General features: G+C 72.8%; 12 protein-coding genes and 1 pseudogene. 4 read left to right on the forward strand and 9 right to left on the reverse strand.

The features are described 5' to 3' along the window. The 9 genes and pseudogenes from ACQRUO_RS18455 to ACQRUO_RS18495 all read right to left on the reverse strand — a co-directional run. Positions 1–548 (reverse strand): annotated as a pseudogene (locus ACQRUO_RS18455) (hypothetical protein); the annotation flags it as partial. 23 nt (positions 549–571) lie between these two features. After that, a complete protein-coding gene (locus ACQRUO_RS18460) occupies positions 572–856 on the reverse strand; it encodes a DUF6755 family protein (protein ID WP_428317051.1) in 285 nt (94 codons plus the stop codon). Next, on the reverse strand, positions 853–1,602 hold the full coding sequence (locus ACQRUO_RS18465; RefSeq protein ID WP_428317052.1) for a Rieske 2Fe-2S domain-containing protein: 750 nt from the start codon (positions 1,600–1,602) through the stop codon (positions 853–855). Before ACQRUO_RS18465 ends, ACQRUO_RS18460 begins: the two co-directional genes overlap by 4 nt. Further along, a complete protein-coding gene (locus ACQRUO_RS18470) occupies positions 1,599–2,555 on the reverse strand; it encodes an MFS transporter (RefSeq protein ID WP_428317053.1) in 957 nt (318 codons plus the stop codon). The genes ACQRUO_RS18465 and ACQRUO_RS18470 overlap by 4 nt, the downstream gene beginning before the upstream one ends. A gap of 182 nt (positions 2,556–2,737) precedes the next feature. Further along, positions 2,738–3,502: a DUF4239 domain-containing protein gene (locus tag ACQRUO_RS18475; protein WP_428317054.1), complete on the reverse strand. Its 765-nt coding sequence runs from the start codon at positions 3,500–3,502 to the stop codon at positions 2,738–2,740. Next, positions 3,499–4,365 (reverse strand): patatin-like phospholipase family protein, encoded by an 867-nt coding sequence (locus tag ACQRUO_RS18480; protein WP_428317055.1) that lies wholly within the window; start codon positions 4,363–4,365, stop codon positions 3,499–3,501. The genes ACQRUO_RS18475 and ACQRUO_RS18480 overlap by 4 nt, the downstream gene beginning before the upstream one ends. 93 nt (positions 4,366–4,458) lie before the next feature. Beyond that, positions 4,459–6,537, reverse strand: a complete 2,079-nt coding sequence (locus ACQRUO_RS18485) for a dipeptide ABC transporter ATP-binding protein (protein ID WP_428317056.1) — start codon at positions 6,535–6,537, stop codon at positions 4,459–4,461. After that, positions 6,534–7,553 (reverse strand): ABC transporter permease, encoded by a 1,020-nt coding sequence (locus tag ACQRUO_RS18490; protein ID WP_428317057.1) that lies wholly within the window; start codon positions 7,551–7,553, stop codon positions 6,534–6,536. The genes ACQRUO_RS18485 and ACQRUO_RS18490 overlap by 4 nt, the downstream gene beginning before the upstream one ends. An 8-nt stretch (positions 7,554–7,561) precedes the next feature. Beyond that, positions 7,562–8,542, reverse strand: a complete 981-nt coding sequence (locus ACQRUO_RS18495) for an ABC transporter permease (protein WP_428317058.1) — start codon at positions 8,540–8,542, stop codon at positions 7,562–7,564. A gap of 503 nt (positions 8,543–9,045) precedes the next feature. Between ACQRUO_RS18495 and ACQRUO_RS18500 the strand changes: the two genes are divergently transcribed. The 4 genes from ACQRUO_RS18500 to ACQRUO_RS18515 all read left to right on the forward strand — a co-directional run bounded on the left by ACQRUO_RS18500 (position 9,046) and on the right by ACQRUO_RS18515 (position 15,504). Beyond that, a complete protein-coding gene (locus tag ACQRUO_RS18500; protein ID WP_428317059.1) occupies positions 9,046–10,803 on the forward strand; it encodes an ABC transporter family substrate-binding protein in 1,758 nt (585 codons plus the stop codon). A gap of 423 nt (positions 10,804–11,226) precedes the next feature. Next, the gene (locus ACQRUO_RS18505) at positions 11,227–12,444 is read left to right on the forward strand and encodes a low temperature requirement protein A (RefSeq protein ID WP_428317060.1); all 1,218 of its coding nucleotides are present in this window, start codon (positions 11,227–11,229) and stop codon (positions 12,442–12,444) included. Positions 12,445–12,537: 93 nt separating this feature from the next. Next, positions 12,538–13,176, forward strand: a complete 639-nt coding sequence (locus ACQRUO_RS18510) for a pentapeptide repeat-containing protein (protein WP_428317061.1) — start codon at positions 12,538–12,540, stop codon at positions 13,174–13,176. A gap of 273 nt (positions 13,177–13,449) precedes the next feature. After that, positions 13,450–15,504 (forward strand): phosphocholine-specific phospholipase C, encoded by a 2,055-nt coding sequence (locus tag ACQRUO_RS18515; RefSeq protein ID WP_428317062.1) that lies wholly within the window; start codon positions 13,450–13,452, stop codon positions 15,502–15,504. Positions 15,505–15,511 lie beyond the last annotated feature (7 nt).

A 15,511-nucleotide genomic window follows, 5' to 3' on the forward strand; every position in this document is an offset into this window, starting at 1 on the left:
CGGGGCCCGCCCGCCACCGGGCCGAGCACCCCGGCGGCCACCACCAGCGGGGTCGCCCCCTGCACCAGGGCGACCCCGAGGCAGCCGACCGCCGCGAGCCGGTGGAGCGAGCCGGCGGCGACCGCCCGACCGCCCAGCACCGCCGGCAGCACCGCCCCCGCCGGCCCGCCGAGCGCGGCGATCAGCAGCAGCACCGGGAACGGGGTCGTCGGGTCGCGCAGCGCGAAGCCGAGCCAGAGCAGCGGCCCGGCCGACAGCGCCAGCACGAGCGCCACCCGGCGGCCCGGGCGCGCGGCCGGGACGAGGGCGGCCAGCAGCCCGGCGACGGTACCGGTCAGCCCGGGAGCCGCGACCGCCCAGTACGCCGCGGGGTCGGCGACCGTGAAGCCGGCCCGGTCCAGCCGGACGACGGTGATCGACCAGAGTTGCCCGATCGCCCCGGCCAGCAGCACCGCCGGGGCCCAGCGCCACCAGGTCCGGTCGGTCCGGCGCCGGGTGCCGGGGGCGATCGCCGGTCCGGCCCGGTCGCCCCGGTCGGTGTGCGTCACGGCCGCGTCACCCGCCCGTGCCGTCAGCAGTCCGGTCGCGTCGCGAACCGCCAGAGCGCGAGCACCAGCAGGAAGCAGACCGCCGAGAAGGCCGCGGTCCACCAGGCGGTCTCCCCGTCCCCGGCGAGCCAGGCGTTGGCGGCCACCGAGAGCGCCCACAGCTGGCCGACCGTCAGGGCCAGCGCGACCCCCAGGCCCAGGGCACCCGGCGCGGCCCGGCCGGGCGCCGGGTCGGTGGCCGGGACGGGGGCTGACTCGGTGGCCGGGTCGGGGGTCGGCGGGTCCGGGGTGAACCGATCGTCCGTCACGCCTGCTCCAGCGGAGGTGCGGTGGGTGCGTCGGTGGGTGCGTCAGGTGACTCGGAGGGAGCGTCGGGCGACCCGGTGGCCCCGGTGGGCGAGCTGCCGGGCCCGGCCGGCGGTGTGGTGCTCCCGTCGGCCGGGGTGCTGGGGTCGGCCGTCGGACCGTCGCAGCCCGCGTCCCGGGCCAGCCCGCCGTTGCGGGCCCGCAGTTCGCGGCAGACCCCGTGCTCCTCGCTCTCGCCCGGCCGCGCGGTGCCGATCGCCCACACCGCCCCCGCCGGGTCCTCCACCAGCACCACCTTGGGCAGCCCGCGCGGCGGCGGACCGGCCGTCACCTCGCCGGTCCGGACGTCGAAGGCGCCCTGGTGGCACGGGCAGACCAGCTCGCCGGCGACCCCGCGGTCGGGGCGCCAGAGCAGTCCGCAGCCCAGGTGGGTGCAGACCGCGGAGTAGCCGACCAGCGAGTCGTCGGCGAGCCGCAGCCCGATCGCACGGTCCTGCGCGGTGGGGTAGTCGAAGGTGACGCTCTCGCCGGGGGCGAGTTCGTCGACCACCTTCACCGGGTCGGCCCCGGCGTCGCCGTGCCGCGGCAGCAGTCCGGCGGCGACCAGCGTCGAGCCGACCGCCAGCCCGCCGGAGAGCGCGGCCGCCAGGCGCAGGCAGTCCCGCCGCCCGGCCCGCGGCCCCTGGCCGGGCGCCGCGCTCGCCGCGCCGCCTGCTGCTTCCGGCCCGATCGGTTCCTGGCCGGTCATGGCTGCCACTCCTCGCTCGCCGAGGCTGCTTCGACCGGGCCCGCTTCGACTGGGCCCGTCCCGGCCGCCGCACGGGCCTGCCGTCCACTCGCCCCGAACGGCAGGTACAGCACCAGGTGGAAGAGCGCGAAGACCACCGCCGCCAGGTGCAGCACCGCCAGGAACTGGTACCCCGCACCGTGCAGCGCCAGCGCGGAGAAGGTCAGCAGCAGCCCGGTCACCGCGACGGCCAGCAGCACCAGCAGCACCGGCCGCCGGGACCCGCCCCGGCCACCGGGCGGCGTCGGGCGCCGCCGGGCCGAGGGCCGCAGCAGCACCGCGACGCCCACGAGCACCAGCAGCGCCGCGAGGTCCAGCCCGTGCAGCAGCCACCAGCCGAGCACCCCGTCCGGGTCGAAGCCGACCAGCCGCTCTCCCCAGAGCCGTAGCTCGTACCCGCCGGCGCCCGGGTCGGCCGGCGCCGTCCAGGTCACCCACCCCCAGACCAGCGGCAGGGCGAGCACCACGGCCAGCAGGCAACCCCAGACGACCAGCTGGTGGGCCAGCCAGTCGGCCCGGGACGGCGCGGCCCGGAGCGGTCGGAACCCCAGCCGGCCGAGCAGCAGCCGCAACGGCCGACGCGGCCCGCGGGCGGCGCCCCGGAGCAGCCGGCGCCCGCGGCGCGAGTCCGCCCAGACGGTCAACCGGTGCCCGAGGCCGAAGGCCAGGCCGAGCGTGGCCAGGGTGTAGGGGAGCAGGGCGGCGTCCAGGTCACGCAGCACCCGGCTGCCCGAGACGATCGCCAGGGCCAGCGCGAGCACCGCCAGCACCCCGGTCGTGGCCGCCCGCCGGCCCACACCGATCGGCGGCATCGCGGGCTCGGCCCAGGGGGGTGGGGGTGCCGACTCCGCGGCCCAGGACGCGGAAGCCGCGGGCTCCTCGGGCGGATCGGCCTGCTGCTCGGACACGGCCACCGGGCGACCTCCACGGGTGGGGACGGACGGCTGCCGCGCACCTCGCCCGGCTCCCTGCCAGGCACGCTAGGCGGGAGCCGGCGCGGCTGCCCGCCGGAGCGGGCGTCCGGGTGAGCGCCGGTGGGCTGCGCGGCAGTGGGCTGCGCGGCGGTGGGGCGCGGCGATCGCCCCGGACCCGGCGGTCAGGCGGTGCGCTCGGGCGGCAGCCGGGAGAGGAACACCTCGAAGGAGGTCGGCTTGACCTCGTTGACCCCGCTGAACGGGTAGTCCATCTCCTTCACCGCGATCAGCGAGATCGAGACCAGCACCGTGAGGGTGAGCACCATCGCCAGGTGCGCCCAGGTGTTGGAGAGGCCGAAGAGGAAGGAGAACCCCACGGTCAGCACCGCGCCGAGGATCAGTGCGATCCAGAGCAAGGGCGGGACCAGGTCCTCGATCTCGTTCAGCCGGGAGCGCCGCTCACTGGCCAGCTGCTCCACACCGGTCACCGCGTGGTCGTACAGCACCTGCTCGCGCGCGTTGCTCGGTTGGAACCCCATCGTGGTGTCGCGCATGTCGTACATCAGCTGGGTGGCGTGCGGGTCGCTCTGGTGGTGCCTCATCAGGCCCCACTCGTCGTCCATCACGGCGTGCGCGTACTTGAGGGTGTCGTCCTCCAGGTGGGCGCCCATCGGCAGCGGCATCTGACGGGACATCCAGTACACCCCGGCGAGCGCGTCCGCCTCGCGGAAGGTGGTGGCCTTCGCGGCGTCGGTGTTCTCCCAGACCGCGATCACCACGAAGGCGAGCAGCACGGCGTAGATCACGCCGACCACGGCGAAGATGAAGCCGGCCACGTCGTTCTGCGGCAGCCGGGTGGTGTGCGGGAAGAAGCGGTTGAGCCCGAGCAGGACGACGGTCACCAGGACCAGCGAGCCGAACAGGATGAGGTAGTCGGAGTAGTTCACGGCTTGGTCCGGTCCGTCGCGGTGGGCACGACCCGGCCCGGGCCCGCTCCGCGGTCCAGGGCGGCCAGGTGGGCCCGGCCGGCCAGGTGCGCGGCGGCGATCCGCTGCCGCAGCGGCTCCGCCCCGCCGTCCGGCACCCCGTCGGCCGCCTCGCCGGTGGGCAGCAGGTGCACCGTCACCCCGTCCGGGAGCTGCGCGACGGCCGCCGCCAGGCTCTTGTACCGGGCGAGCTCGAACGCGACGGAGGCCGCCTCCCACGGCGTGGTGGGTGCCGGCCGCGGTGGCTCGGCCTGCCCGACGTGCAGCAGGTAGACGGTGTCCGCACCCAGCTCGACCGCCCGCTGCACCGGCGGCCCGTCGTCCGTGCGGTGCTCCCCGCCGGTCGTCACCGGCGGCCACCACCCCGGCGCCGCGCAGCAGGCGAGCAGGGCCGGCACCAGGGGCCCGGAGCCGAAGTACCGCGTGGTGGACGGCTCGAAGGAGCCGGCCACGCACTCGAACGGCACCGCCAGGTCCTCGATCCGGGTCTCCGCCCCGAACTGGCGCAGCAGCAGCTCGCGCAGCTCCCCGCCGGCGCCGGGTCGTCCCGGCCGCCGCGGGTGCCGGGCCTGCTCGCGCGCGAAATCCACCCAGAGCTGACCCAGCGACACGCAGGCGCCGAGCGTGGGATCCGCCGCCAGCACCGCTCCGTGCACCGCCCCCACCGAGGCGCCGACGATCAGGTCCGGCCGCACCTCCGCCTCGAACAGCGCCCGCAGCATCCCGACCTCGCCGCCACCGAACCGCCCGCCGCCACCCCCGAGCACGAACGCGGTCCGCTTGCTCGGGTCGGACAGTTTCTCTCTGTGACTGGTCGTGTGCATAGAGAAATTTGTCTCACGTGATCAAAAGGAGTTTCCACTCGGACACGCCCGCTGATCAGGCGGTGCTGTCGGCCCGTCAGGGGCGCTCCGGCGTCAGCCCGGCCGCTCGGTCGGGTAGTGGCACGCCGCGGCGTGGTCCACGCCGGCCGCCGCCGGGGTGAGCCCCGGCGCCTCGTTCTCGCACCGCCCCCGCCGCTCCGCGGCCAGCCCCGCGTAGACCGGGCAGCGGGTGCGGAACGGGCAGCCGGCGTGGCGCTCGGTGGGCGACGGGGGGTCGCCGGCCAGCAACAGGCGTTCGCGGGAGCGCTCGGCCACCGGGTCGGGGAGCGGGACCGCCGACAGCAGCGCCCGGGTGTAGGGGTGGCGGGGGGAGTCGAAGACGGCGGCCGCCGTGCCGTGTTCGACGGTCCGGCCGAGGTACATCACGCTGACCCGGTCGGCGAGGTGGCGGATCACCGAGAGGTCGTGGGAGACGAAGAGGTAGGCCAGGCCGAGCGAGGCCTTGAGCTCCTGGAGCAGGTTGAGGATGCCGGCCTGGATGGAGACGTCCAGGGCGGAGACCGGCTCGTCCAGCACCAGCAGCTCCGGCGAGACCGCCAGGGCGCGCGCGATGGAGATGCGTTGGCGCTGGCCGCCGGAGAACTCGTGCGGGTAGCGGGCGGCGTGGGCGGGGTCGAGGCCCACCTGGGCGAGGAGCGCCGGCACCCGGGCGGCGACGGTGGCGCGGTCGGCGCGGCCGAGGGCGTGCAGGGGCTCGGCGATGATGTCGCCGATCGGCATCCGGGGGTCGAGGGAGGCCATCGGGTCCTGGAAGACGATCTGCAGCTGCCCGCGCAGGCGGTGCGCCTCGGCCCGGCCCAGGGTGGCGGTGTCCTGGCCGAGCAGGTCGATCCGCCCGCCCTCGGGCCTGCCCAGCCCCAGGATCTCGAAGAGCGTGGTCGACTTGCCCGAGCCGGACTCGCCGACCAGGCCCAGGGTCTCGCCGCGCCGGATGTCGAGCGAGACGCCGTCGACCGCGTACACCTCGCCGACCTTGCGCTTGAAGACGCTGCCCTTGAGGACCGGGAAGGTCCTGCGCAGCTCGGTGACGGTGAGGACGGGGGCGAGGTCGGCGCGCGCGGCGACGGCGGACGGCGCGGGGAGGGAGGGGACGGGGTAGACGGCGGACGGCGCCGGCCGGTTCACCGCCAGTTCCGCGGCGCGCAGGCAGGCGGCCGCGTGGTCCCCGACCAGGGTCAGCCCGGGCTCGGTCACCCGGCACTCGTCGGTGGCCAGCGGGCAGCGCGGGGCGAACGGGCAGCCCGGCGGGAGCGCGTTCAGCGCCGGCGGGTTGCCGGGGATCGGGATCAGCGGGCCGCCGGCGCGGTCCAGCCGGGGCACCGCGCCGATCAGGCCCAGGGTGTAGGGGTGGTGCGGTGCGGCGAAGAGGTCGTCCACGGTCGCGGTCTCCACCACCCGGCCCGCGTACATCACCGCCACCCGGTCGGCCATCTGCGCGATCACGCCCAGGTCGTGGCTGACCAGCACCAGGGCGGCGCCGGTCTCGCGCTGGGCGGTGCGCAGCACGTCGAGCACCTGGGCCTGGATGGTGACGTCGAGGGCGGTGGTGGGTTCGTCGGCGAGCAGGACGTCGGGGTCGTTGGCGACGGCCATGGCGATCATCGCGCGCTGGCGCATGCCGCCGGAGAACTCGTGCGGGAAGGCGTCCAGGGCCCGTCCCGGGTCCGGGATGCCGACCAGTTCGAGCAGGTCGCCGGCGCGGCGGCGGGCGGCGGCCCGGTCGACGTCCTGGTGGATCCGGACGGCCTCGGCGATCTGCTCGCCGATCCGGTAGACGGGGGTGAAGGCGGAGAGCGGGTCCTGGAAGACCATGGCGATCCGGCGGCCGCGGATCTTCGCCAACTCGCGGCCGGGCAGCCCGATCAGCTCCTGCCCCTCCAGCTCGACCGAGCCGTCCACGGTGGCGGTGCCGGGCAGCAGGCCGAGGATGGAGAGCGCCGTGACCGACTTCCCGGAGCCGGACTCGCCGACGATCCCCAGGGTCTCGCCGCGTTCCAGGGTGAGGTCGACGCCGCGCACCGCGGTGGTGGCGGGGCGCCTGCGGGCGCCGGCGAACTCCACCCGCAGGTCGCGGACGGCGAGCAGCGGGGTGGCGGTGGCGGTGGTGGTCATCGGGTCCGGCCTTCCGGGGAGGTGCTGCCGGGGGAGGTGCCGGCCGGGGCGGTGCGTGCGGTCGTGCCGGGGCGTTTCCGTCGGGTCCGCCGCACCCGCCCGGCCTCCGCGGTGGGGTCGAGCGCGTCGCGCAGCCCGTCCCCGATCAGGTTCACCGCGAGCACGAAGAGCACCAGCAGCCCGGCGGCGAAGTAGAACATCCACGGGTAGCTCGGCGCCGCGTCGGTGCCGTCGGCGATCAGGGTGCCGAGCGAGACGTCCGGCGCCTTCACGCCGAAGCCGAAGTAGGAGAGGGCGGTCTCGCTCATCACGGCCGAACCGACCGCGATGGTGGCGTCCACGATCAGGTAGGAGGCGGCGTTCGGCAGGATGTGCCGCCAGATGATCCGCAGCGGCCGCACGCCCATGAACTGCGCGGCCCGGACGAACTCGCGCTCCTTGAGCGAGATGGTCATCGAGCGCACCACCCGGGCGGTGATCATCCAGTTGAACGCGGCCAGCAGCACGACGAAGACGATCCAGCCGCCGCTCTGCAGCCGGGGCGAGATGATCGCGATGATCAGGAAGCTGGGGAAGACCAGCATCAGGTCGACGAAGAACATCAGCAGCCGGTCGGTCCAGCCGCCGAAGTACCCGGCGCAGGCGCCGACCAGGCCGGCCGCCACGGTGGAGAGCAGCGCCACCAGCAGGCCGATGATCAGCGACTTCTGCAGGCCGCGCAGGGTCTGCGCGTAGACGTCCTGGCCGAGGCTGCCGGTGCCGAACCAGTGCGTGCCGGACGGGGGTTCGCGCAGCGCCGAGTAGTCGATGTCGGTGTAGTGCCAGTGCGTCAGGTGCGGGCCGACGAAGGCCAGCAGGAAGAGCAGGACCACCACGGCGAAGCCGACCAGCGCGCCGGGGGCGCCGAGCAGCCTGGCCAGCACCAGGCGGCCGCGGCTGGTCGGGGCCGGTGCGGTGGCGGTGCTCCCGGCGGCGGGGGCCGGCGGCTGCTCGTCGACGGCGGTGGTCACGGTCACGTCCCCCATCACACACGCACCCGCGGGTCGAGGGCGGCGTGCAGCGTGTCGGCCAGGAACCCGGAGGCCAGGATGGTCACCGCGGTGAACAGGTTGACCGCGACCACCGCGTTGACGTCGTTCTCGTAGATCGAGCTGATGAACCACTCGCCCATCCCGTGCCAGCCGAAGATCACCTCGGTGAAGGTGGCGCCGGTGAAGATGCCCAGGATGTTGTAGGCGAACAGGGTCGACATCGGGATCACCGCGGTGCGCAGCCCGTGTTTGAGCAGCACCTGGCGGCGGGTCAGTCCCTTGGCCTCGGCGGTGCGCAGGTAGTCGGAGCCGAGCACGTCGAGCATGGTGCTGCGCTGGTAGCGGCTGTAGGTGGCCACGCCGGCGACGGCCAGCGAGATGGTGGGCAGCAGCAGGTGGACGCCCCAGTCGGCGAGGTGGGCGCCGAGGCCGCCGGTGAGTCCGGGGGTCTCGTAGCCGGTGAAGTTGATCAACTGGTGGCCGCTGGACTGGTTGAGCGCGATCGCGCCGTTCTTCAGGAAGAGCGCGATCAGGAAGACCGGCGAGGAGAGCACCACGAACGAGAAGACGGTCAACGCCCGGTCCGAGAACCGGTACTGGCGCACCGCGCCCCAGGCTCCGGCGGCCACCCCGAGCACCGTGCCGAGCAGGCTGCCGACCACCAGCAGGCGCAGCGAGACCCACAGTCGACGGCCGAAGTCGGCGTTCACCGAGGTGTCGTGGATGGTCCGGCCGAGGTCGCCGTGGGCCAGGCCGTCGGCCCAGTGGCCGAACCGGATCACCACGGGGGTGTGGTCGTTGATGCCGAGCCCGGTCAACTGCCGGTCCACCGCGGCGGCGGACGGGCGCGGGGTCTTGTTCTCGAAGTAGCTCCGCGGGTTGAGCGCGGCGCTGGCCAGCCAGTAGGCGAGGAAGATCGAGACCACCAGGAGGACCACGTAGTAGGCGAAACGCTTCGCCAGGTACCGCAGCATCAGCCACTCCACGGAATGGGTCGGATGCCGCGACGCCCGGGGGGACTCCCGCTCGTCATGACTGATTGCCTTCGCTCGATGGGTGTTGTGAGCAGCTTCGCGCAGCGGAATTCTGGGACCGACCGTTCGGGTGGTCAAGACCGTGCGCGGCACTGCTTCGAAGGTGCGAGCGAAGCAGCAGGTCAGAGTCTTGCAGTCGGTTGCGGACAGGGTGTTTCGGCGGTGTTGCCTCCTGTGTCGATTCGATCAGGAGTGAACACCGGCATCTGGTGGGCGAACTGATCGGCTGTTACGTTCGGCTGGCCCGCTGCGGGTTGGCTGCCCGCGTTCAAGTGGCTGCCCACTTGGCTGCCCACGTTCAAGGATCCGAAAACCGATCCGACGTCGATCCGATCCACCCGATCCGAGCCACCGATCCCACCCGATCCCACCCGATCCCACCCGATCCCACCCGATCCGATCCACCGATCCCACCCGATCCGTCTCCCCAGGAGGGACCCTCCATGGACGCCACCGCGCGGCGCGGCCGCACCCGCTCGACGCTCGCAGCACCGCAGCCGGCCGGCCCGGGGCTGCTGCGATCCGCGGCGACCCGCTCGCTGGTCGCCGCCACCGCGCTCGCCCTGGCGGTCACCGGCTGCAGTTCGAGCTCCTCGAAGTCCGGCGCCGCGGCCCCGAGCGCGGTGCCCAGACTCAACGCCGAGGACATCAACGCGCAGCCGGTGAGCAACCTCAAGCAGGGCGGCGTGTTCCGCAACTACCTGCAGCAGTGGATCGACCAGTGGAACCCGTACCAGGTGGACGGCACCTACGGCGACTCGGTCGAGATCATGAAGATGGTCGAGCCGATGCTCTTCCGGATCGACGCCACGGGCGTCTTCCAGCCGGTCTCCGACTACCTGGAGTCGGCCCAGGTGGTCTCCACCTCGCCGCAGGTGGTGCTCTACAAGCTCAACCCGAAGGCGCACTGGTCGGACGGCAAGCCGCTCGGCTACCAGGACTTCAAGGCGGTCTGGCAGGCCGACAACGGCACCAACCCGGCCTACAACTCGGCCAACCCCACCGGTTACAACCAGATCAGCGACGTGTCGCAGGGCGACGACCCGACCCAGGTCAAGGTCACCTTCTCGACGCCGTTCGCCGACTGGCAGAGCCTCTTCTACCCGCTGCTGCCGGCGGCCGGCATCTCCACCCCGGACGACTTCAACAAGGGCTGGATCGACAAGATCCCGATCACCGGCGGCGCCTTCAAGCTGGGCTCGCAGGACAAGTCGGCGCAGACCATCACCGTCGTCCCGGACCCGACCTGGTGGGGCCAGAAGCCGGTGCTGGACAAGTTCACCTACCAGGTGCTGTCCGCCTCCGCGGTCACCCAGGCCTTCCTGAACAACGAGATCGACGTCGCCAGCGCGGGCAACGCCAACGCCTACGCCCAGTTGAAGGGCGACCCGAACGCGGACATCCGCACCTCGGGGCCGTGGGACGAGGTGCACATCTCCTTCGGTTCGAACGGTGCGATGGCCGACCAGAAGGTGCGCCAGGCGCTCGGCAAGGCGATCGACCGCAGTGCGCTGATCAAGGTGATGAGCCAGGGCGTCCCGGTGGTCTTCCCCGAACTGGGCAACCACATCTTCATGACCAACCAGGCCGGCTACCAGGACAACTCCGGTGAGTGGGGGAAGTTCGACCAGGCCGCCGCGAAGCAACTGCTCACCGAGGCCGGCTGGCAGGACGCGGGCGCCGGCAAGCCGCGGACCAAGGACGGCCAGCAGCTGGAGCTGCACTTCGTCGTCTCCGACGGCTCCTCGCAGGCGAGCCTCGACATGACCACCGCGGTGCAGAACATGCTCGCCCAGGTCGGCGTGAAGCTGGACGTCGACAAGGTGCCGGAGAACGACCTCGACGAGAAGTACATCAACGTCGGCAAGTTCGACCTGGCGACCTGGCGCAACACCGGGTCCTTCCCGCCCTCGCTGGTGATCCCGTTCTACCAGCAGACCAGCGGGGACAACGTCTACGAGAACTACTCCAAGCTGAGCACCCCGGAGATCGACAGCCTGCTCAAGCAGGCCGCCTCCACCCTCGACCCGACCGCGGCCGCCAAGCTCTACAACGAGGCGGACGCCAAGATCTGGGAGCTGGGCCACACCCTGGAGATCTACCAGCGCCCGTCGGTGGGGGCCTACCGCAAGGGGCTGGCCAACTACGGGGGCTCCGGGCTGGCGGACTTCGACTACGCCAAGGTGGGCTGGCAGAAGTAGCGCACGCGGAGAGCGGCGCTGTCGGGCAGCGCGGTGATCACGAGGCCGGTGCGGTACCGGACCAGGGGTGCTTCCTCCCCCTCCGGAGCCGCGCCGGCCTTGACCTTCCGCGTTGCCCGCAGGACGCCTTCCTCGCCGTGCCTCTGAGAGGGAATCTATCCGGACATTCAGGGCGATCGCACCCTGCGACACCCCAGGCGCGCGCGTGGGAGCCGACGCTGTCACCCGGTTCGCGCACTGCGGCGTCAACTCTCCTTGACCCTCCGCAGGTCGTCGATCGGGCCGTTGGGCGCCCCAGGTGACGCCTCGCCAAGGCATGCCGTCGCGGTGCGTGCGCTGACCACTCCCGACTGCGACGATCGGGCCGCAACACGCCGAACCGGCGGGCCCGCCACGCCCGCAGAGCCAGGGAGAACCGCGCCGATGACCGCAGGACCGCAAGCCGCCGAGCCGGCCGCCGACCCCGTGGTGCGGCGGATGGTGCCGCGCCGCCGGGACGAGCCGCACCGCGTCGCGACCTCGCTGGAACTCTTCTTCGACCTCTGCTTCGTGGTCGCGGTCGCCCAGGCCGGCAAGCAACTGGCCACCGCCCTGGGCGAGGGGCACCTGCGGGTGGCGCTCTTCGGCTACCTGCTGGCCTTCTTCGCGGTCTGGTGGGCCTGGATGAACTTCACCTGGTTCGCCTCCGCCTACGACTGCGACGACGTGCCGTACCGGATCACCACCCTGGTGCAGATCACCGGCGCGCTGATCCTGGCGGCCGGGATCCCCCGGCTCTTCCTGAACCGCGACTTCACCCTCGGCGTGCTCGGCTACGTGGTGATGCGCCTGGCGCTGGTCACCCAGTGGCTGCGGGCGGCCCGCGGGGAGAGCGGGCCGGCCCGGGCGATGGCCCGCAGCTACGCGGGTGGCATCACGCTGGTGCAGGTCGGCTGGGTGCTGGTACTGCTGCTGCCCAACTCGGTGATCCCCTGGGTGCTGCCGCTGGTGGTGATCGCCGAGCTGTCGGTGCCGGCGGTGGCCGAGCGGCGGGTGCAGAGCACCTGGCACCCGCACCACATCGCCGAGCGGTACGGGCTCTTCACGCTGATCGTGCTCGGCGAGACGGTCTCGGCCGCCACCGTGGCGGTGCAGAGCGGGGTCGACGAGCACGAGGCGCTCGGCAAGCTGGTCGCGATCGCCGTCGGCGGCCTCCTGCTCTGCTTCTCGGCCTGGTGGATCTACTTCGCGGCGCCGATCCACGAGCACCTGCGCTCCAACCGGCAGGCCTTCCTCTGGGGTTACGGCCACTATCTGATCTTCGGATCGGCCGCCGCGATCGGCGCCGGCCTGGAGGTCGCGGTCGAGCACGCGGTCGGCCAGGCGCACATCTCCGGCGCGGCCGCGAGCGCCGCCGTCACCGTGCCGGGCGCGCTCTACCTGTTCACCGTCTGGCTGCTGCACTCCCGGCACGGCAAGACCGGCGCCGCCCAGTGGGTGCTGCCGACGGCCGCCGCGGCCGTGCTGGCCTGCACCGCCTTCGGCGAGTCGGGCGTCCTGGCCGCCGGACTGGTGGCCGCCGCCGCGGTGGCCCTCGGCGTCTGGCTGCACGCCCACGCCCGCCCGGGGAGCCCGCACGTCGCGCACGCCTCGCACGGCTAGGCGTACCGGTCAGGCGTGTCCGGTCGGGTGTGTCGGTGCCGCCTGCCACGATGGCAGGCCCCGCTCCCGTCCCGGTACCCGAGGAAGTCGCCCGTGTCGCTCGCCGACCAGCCCTACGCCCACCTGCTCCGCCCGCACACCGGGCCGCTGCGCCGTGACGAGCGCTATGACACCGTGCACTTCGACGGGCTCGAGCTCGCCGACGGTCAGGCGGGCGGCGCGCTCTTCCTGGAGTGCGCCTTCACCGACGTCTCGCTCACCGAGCTGAAGCTCCGGCAGGCCCGGTTCACCGAGGTCTGGCTGGAGCGCTGCCGGTTGCTCGCCTGCGAGCTGGTGGAGAGCGAGTGGCAGGACGCCAGCGTGCTGGACGGGGTGCTCGCCGGGGTGTCGGCCTACGGTGCCCAGCTGCGGCGGGTGACGGTGCGCGGGTGCAAGTTGGAGGCGGTCAACCTGCGCGGCGCGGTGCTGCGCGACGTGGTCTTCGAGGACTGCCGGCTGCACGACGTGGACTTCGGCGGGGCCAGGCTGACCGGGGTGAGCTTCCCCGGCAGTGCGTTGGAGGAGGTCCGGTTCGGCGGCGCCACGCTGACCGGCACCGACCTGCGCGGCGCCACCCGGCTGGAGCTGCCGGACGGTCACGAGGGGCTGCGCGGTGCGCTGGTCTCCGCCGCCCAGTTGATCGAGCTGGCCCCGCAGTTCGCCCGGGCGCTCGGGGTCGAGGTGCGTGACTGACGACCCTTCGGGTGCGATCCGCAGGTCAGCCGGATGCGGTGCTCAGTTCACCCACCGGACGCTCGCTGACCTGCGAACGAACAGTCAGGCAAGGGTCGGTGCAACCCCCTGGTGCCTGCCGCGCGGCTGGGCCACGATGTGCGCGGCCCACGTTGTATGAACAACCCAGTGTGCGGACTGACGCAGCGTGCGGACAGGGCCTCGGGCGCCCGGCAGCCGCCGGAGCGCCGGCAGCCGCCCAGGGCGGCGACACCGAAGGGTTTGGCGATCCGGATGACAGAGCTGAGTCGTAGGACGTTCATGGCCGCCACCGCGGGTGCGGCCGCGGGCGTGGCGGTGGCCGGGACGGCCGGTGCGCCGACCGCGGCCGCCGCGTCCGGCACGACGCTCACCACCACGGGCACCATCACCGACGTCCAGCACGTGGTGATCCTGATGCAGGAGAACCGCAGCTTCGACCACTACTTCGGCACCCTGCAGGGCGTGCGCGGCTTCGCCGACCGCAGCGCGATCCAGATCGCCGGCGGCTACAGCGTCTTCAACCAGCCCAACAGCAGCACCGCCCGCCAGTACCCCTGGGCGTTCAACCCCACCGCCACCGGTGCCGGCTCCAGCCCGGAGACCACCGCGCAGTGCAACGGCGACCTCTCGCACGCCTGGTCCGACCAGCACAAGGCCTGGAACGGCGGCAAGATGGACTCCTGGGTCGCCGCCAAGGGCACCGTGCGCACCATGGGCTACCTGCAGCGCTCGGACATCCCCTTCCACTACGCGCTGGCCGACAACTGGACGGTCTGCGACGCCTACCACTGCTCGGTGCTGAGCGCGACAGGCCCCAACCGCACCTACCACTGGTCCGGCATGATCGACCCGAACGGCACCGCGGGCGGCCCGGCCTACGACGGCGGCGACGAGTCCGGCCTGGGCTGGCAGACCTACGCCGAGGCGCTGGAGAACGCCGGCGTCAGCTGGAAGGTCTACCAGAACGCGAGCGACAACTTCGGCGACAACGCGCTCGCCTACTTCAGCCAGTTCGCGGGCGCCCCGGCCGGCAGCGACCTGGCCGTCAAGGGCATGGGCTCGGTGCCGAGCGTCACCGGCCGCACCCCCGACGACATCGCCGCCGCCATCCAGGCCGACGTGCTGGCCGGCACCCTGCCGCAGGTCTCCTGGGTGGTGGCCGACCAGCAGTCCTCCGAGCACCCCTACGCCACCCCGGAGGACGGCGCGCACTTCGTGCACATGGTGATCAACGCGCTGAACGCGGACCCCAACGTGTTCGACTCCACCGTGCTGCTGATCAACTACGACGAGAACGACGGCTTCTTCGACCACGTGCCGCCGCCGGTCGCCCCCGCCGGCACCGCCGGGGAGTTCTACAGCTCCACCAACATCGGCATGGGCTTCCGGGTCCCGCTGCTCGCCATCTCCCCGTGGAGCCGCGGCGGTTGGGTCAACTCCCAGGTCTTCGACCACACCTCGGTGCTGCGCTTCCTGGAGGTCTGGACGGCTGCCCTGGGCACCCCGGCCCAGTGCACCAACATCAGCGACTGGCGCCGGCGGGTCGCGGGCGACCTGACCGGCATCTTCGACTTCGCCAACCCGGTCTACGGCCTGCCGACCCTGCCGGACACCTCGCAGACCATCGGCCTGGCCACCTGCGGTCCGCTCGGCAACCCCTCGCCGACCACCAACGCGCTGCCCGTCCAGGAGTCCGGCAGCCGCCCGGCCCGCGCGCTGCCCTACCAGCCGGGCGCCAACCTCGACCACCTGGAGCTGGACAGCGCCTCGGTGATGAAGGTCTGGCTGAAGATGGACAACCTGGGCACCGCGACCACCCACTTCGCGGCCTACGCCAATGCCCACCGCACCGGCGGCCCCTGGCAGTACACGATCGACCCGGGCCAGAGCACCAGCGACTACTTCAACGTCGGCTCCGGCGCCGGCAACGGCGCCTACGACCTGACCATCATCGGCCCCAACCGCTTCCTGCGCCGCTTCCAGGGCGACGCCACCAAGGCGGGCAAGAACCTGGTGGTCACCTCCTCGTACTCGAACGCCCCGGACACCGGCAAGCCGGCCATCTGGTTCAAGCTCGCCAACAACGGGAGCAACCCGGTGACCTTCACCATCAAGTCGAACAACTACCGGACCGACGGCCCCTGGACCTACACCGTGGCCGCCGGACAGAGCGTCAGCGACTACTTCAACGCGGTCGCGTACAACGGCGGTTGGTACGACTTCACGGTGACCGCCGGCAACGACGCGACGTTCTCGCAGCGGTTCACCGGCCACCTGGAGACGGGTGCGGCCAGCGTGACCGGCTGACCGGTCG

Source organism: Kitasatospora sp. LaBMicrA B282 (assembly GCF_050325825.1).
Lineage (GTDB): Bacteria > Actinomycetota > Actinomycetes > Streptomycetales > Streptomycetaceae > Kitasatospora.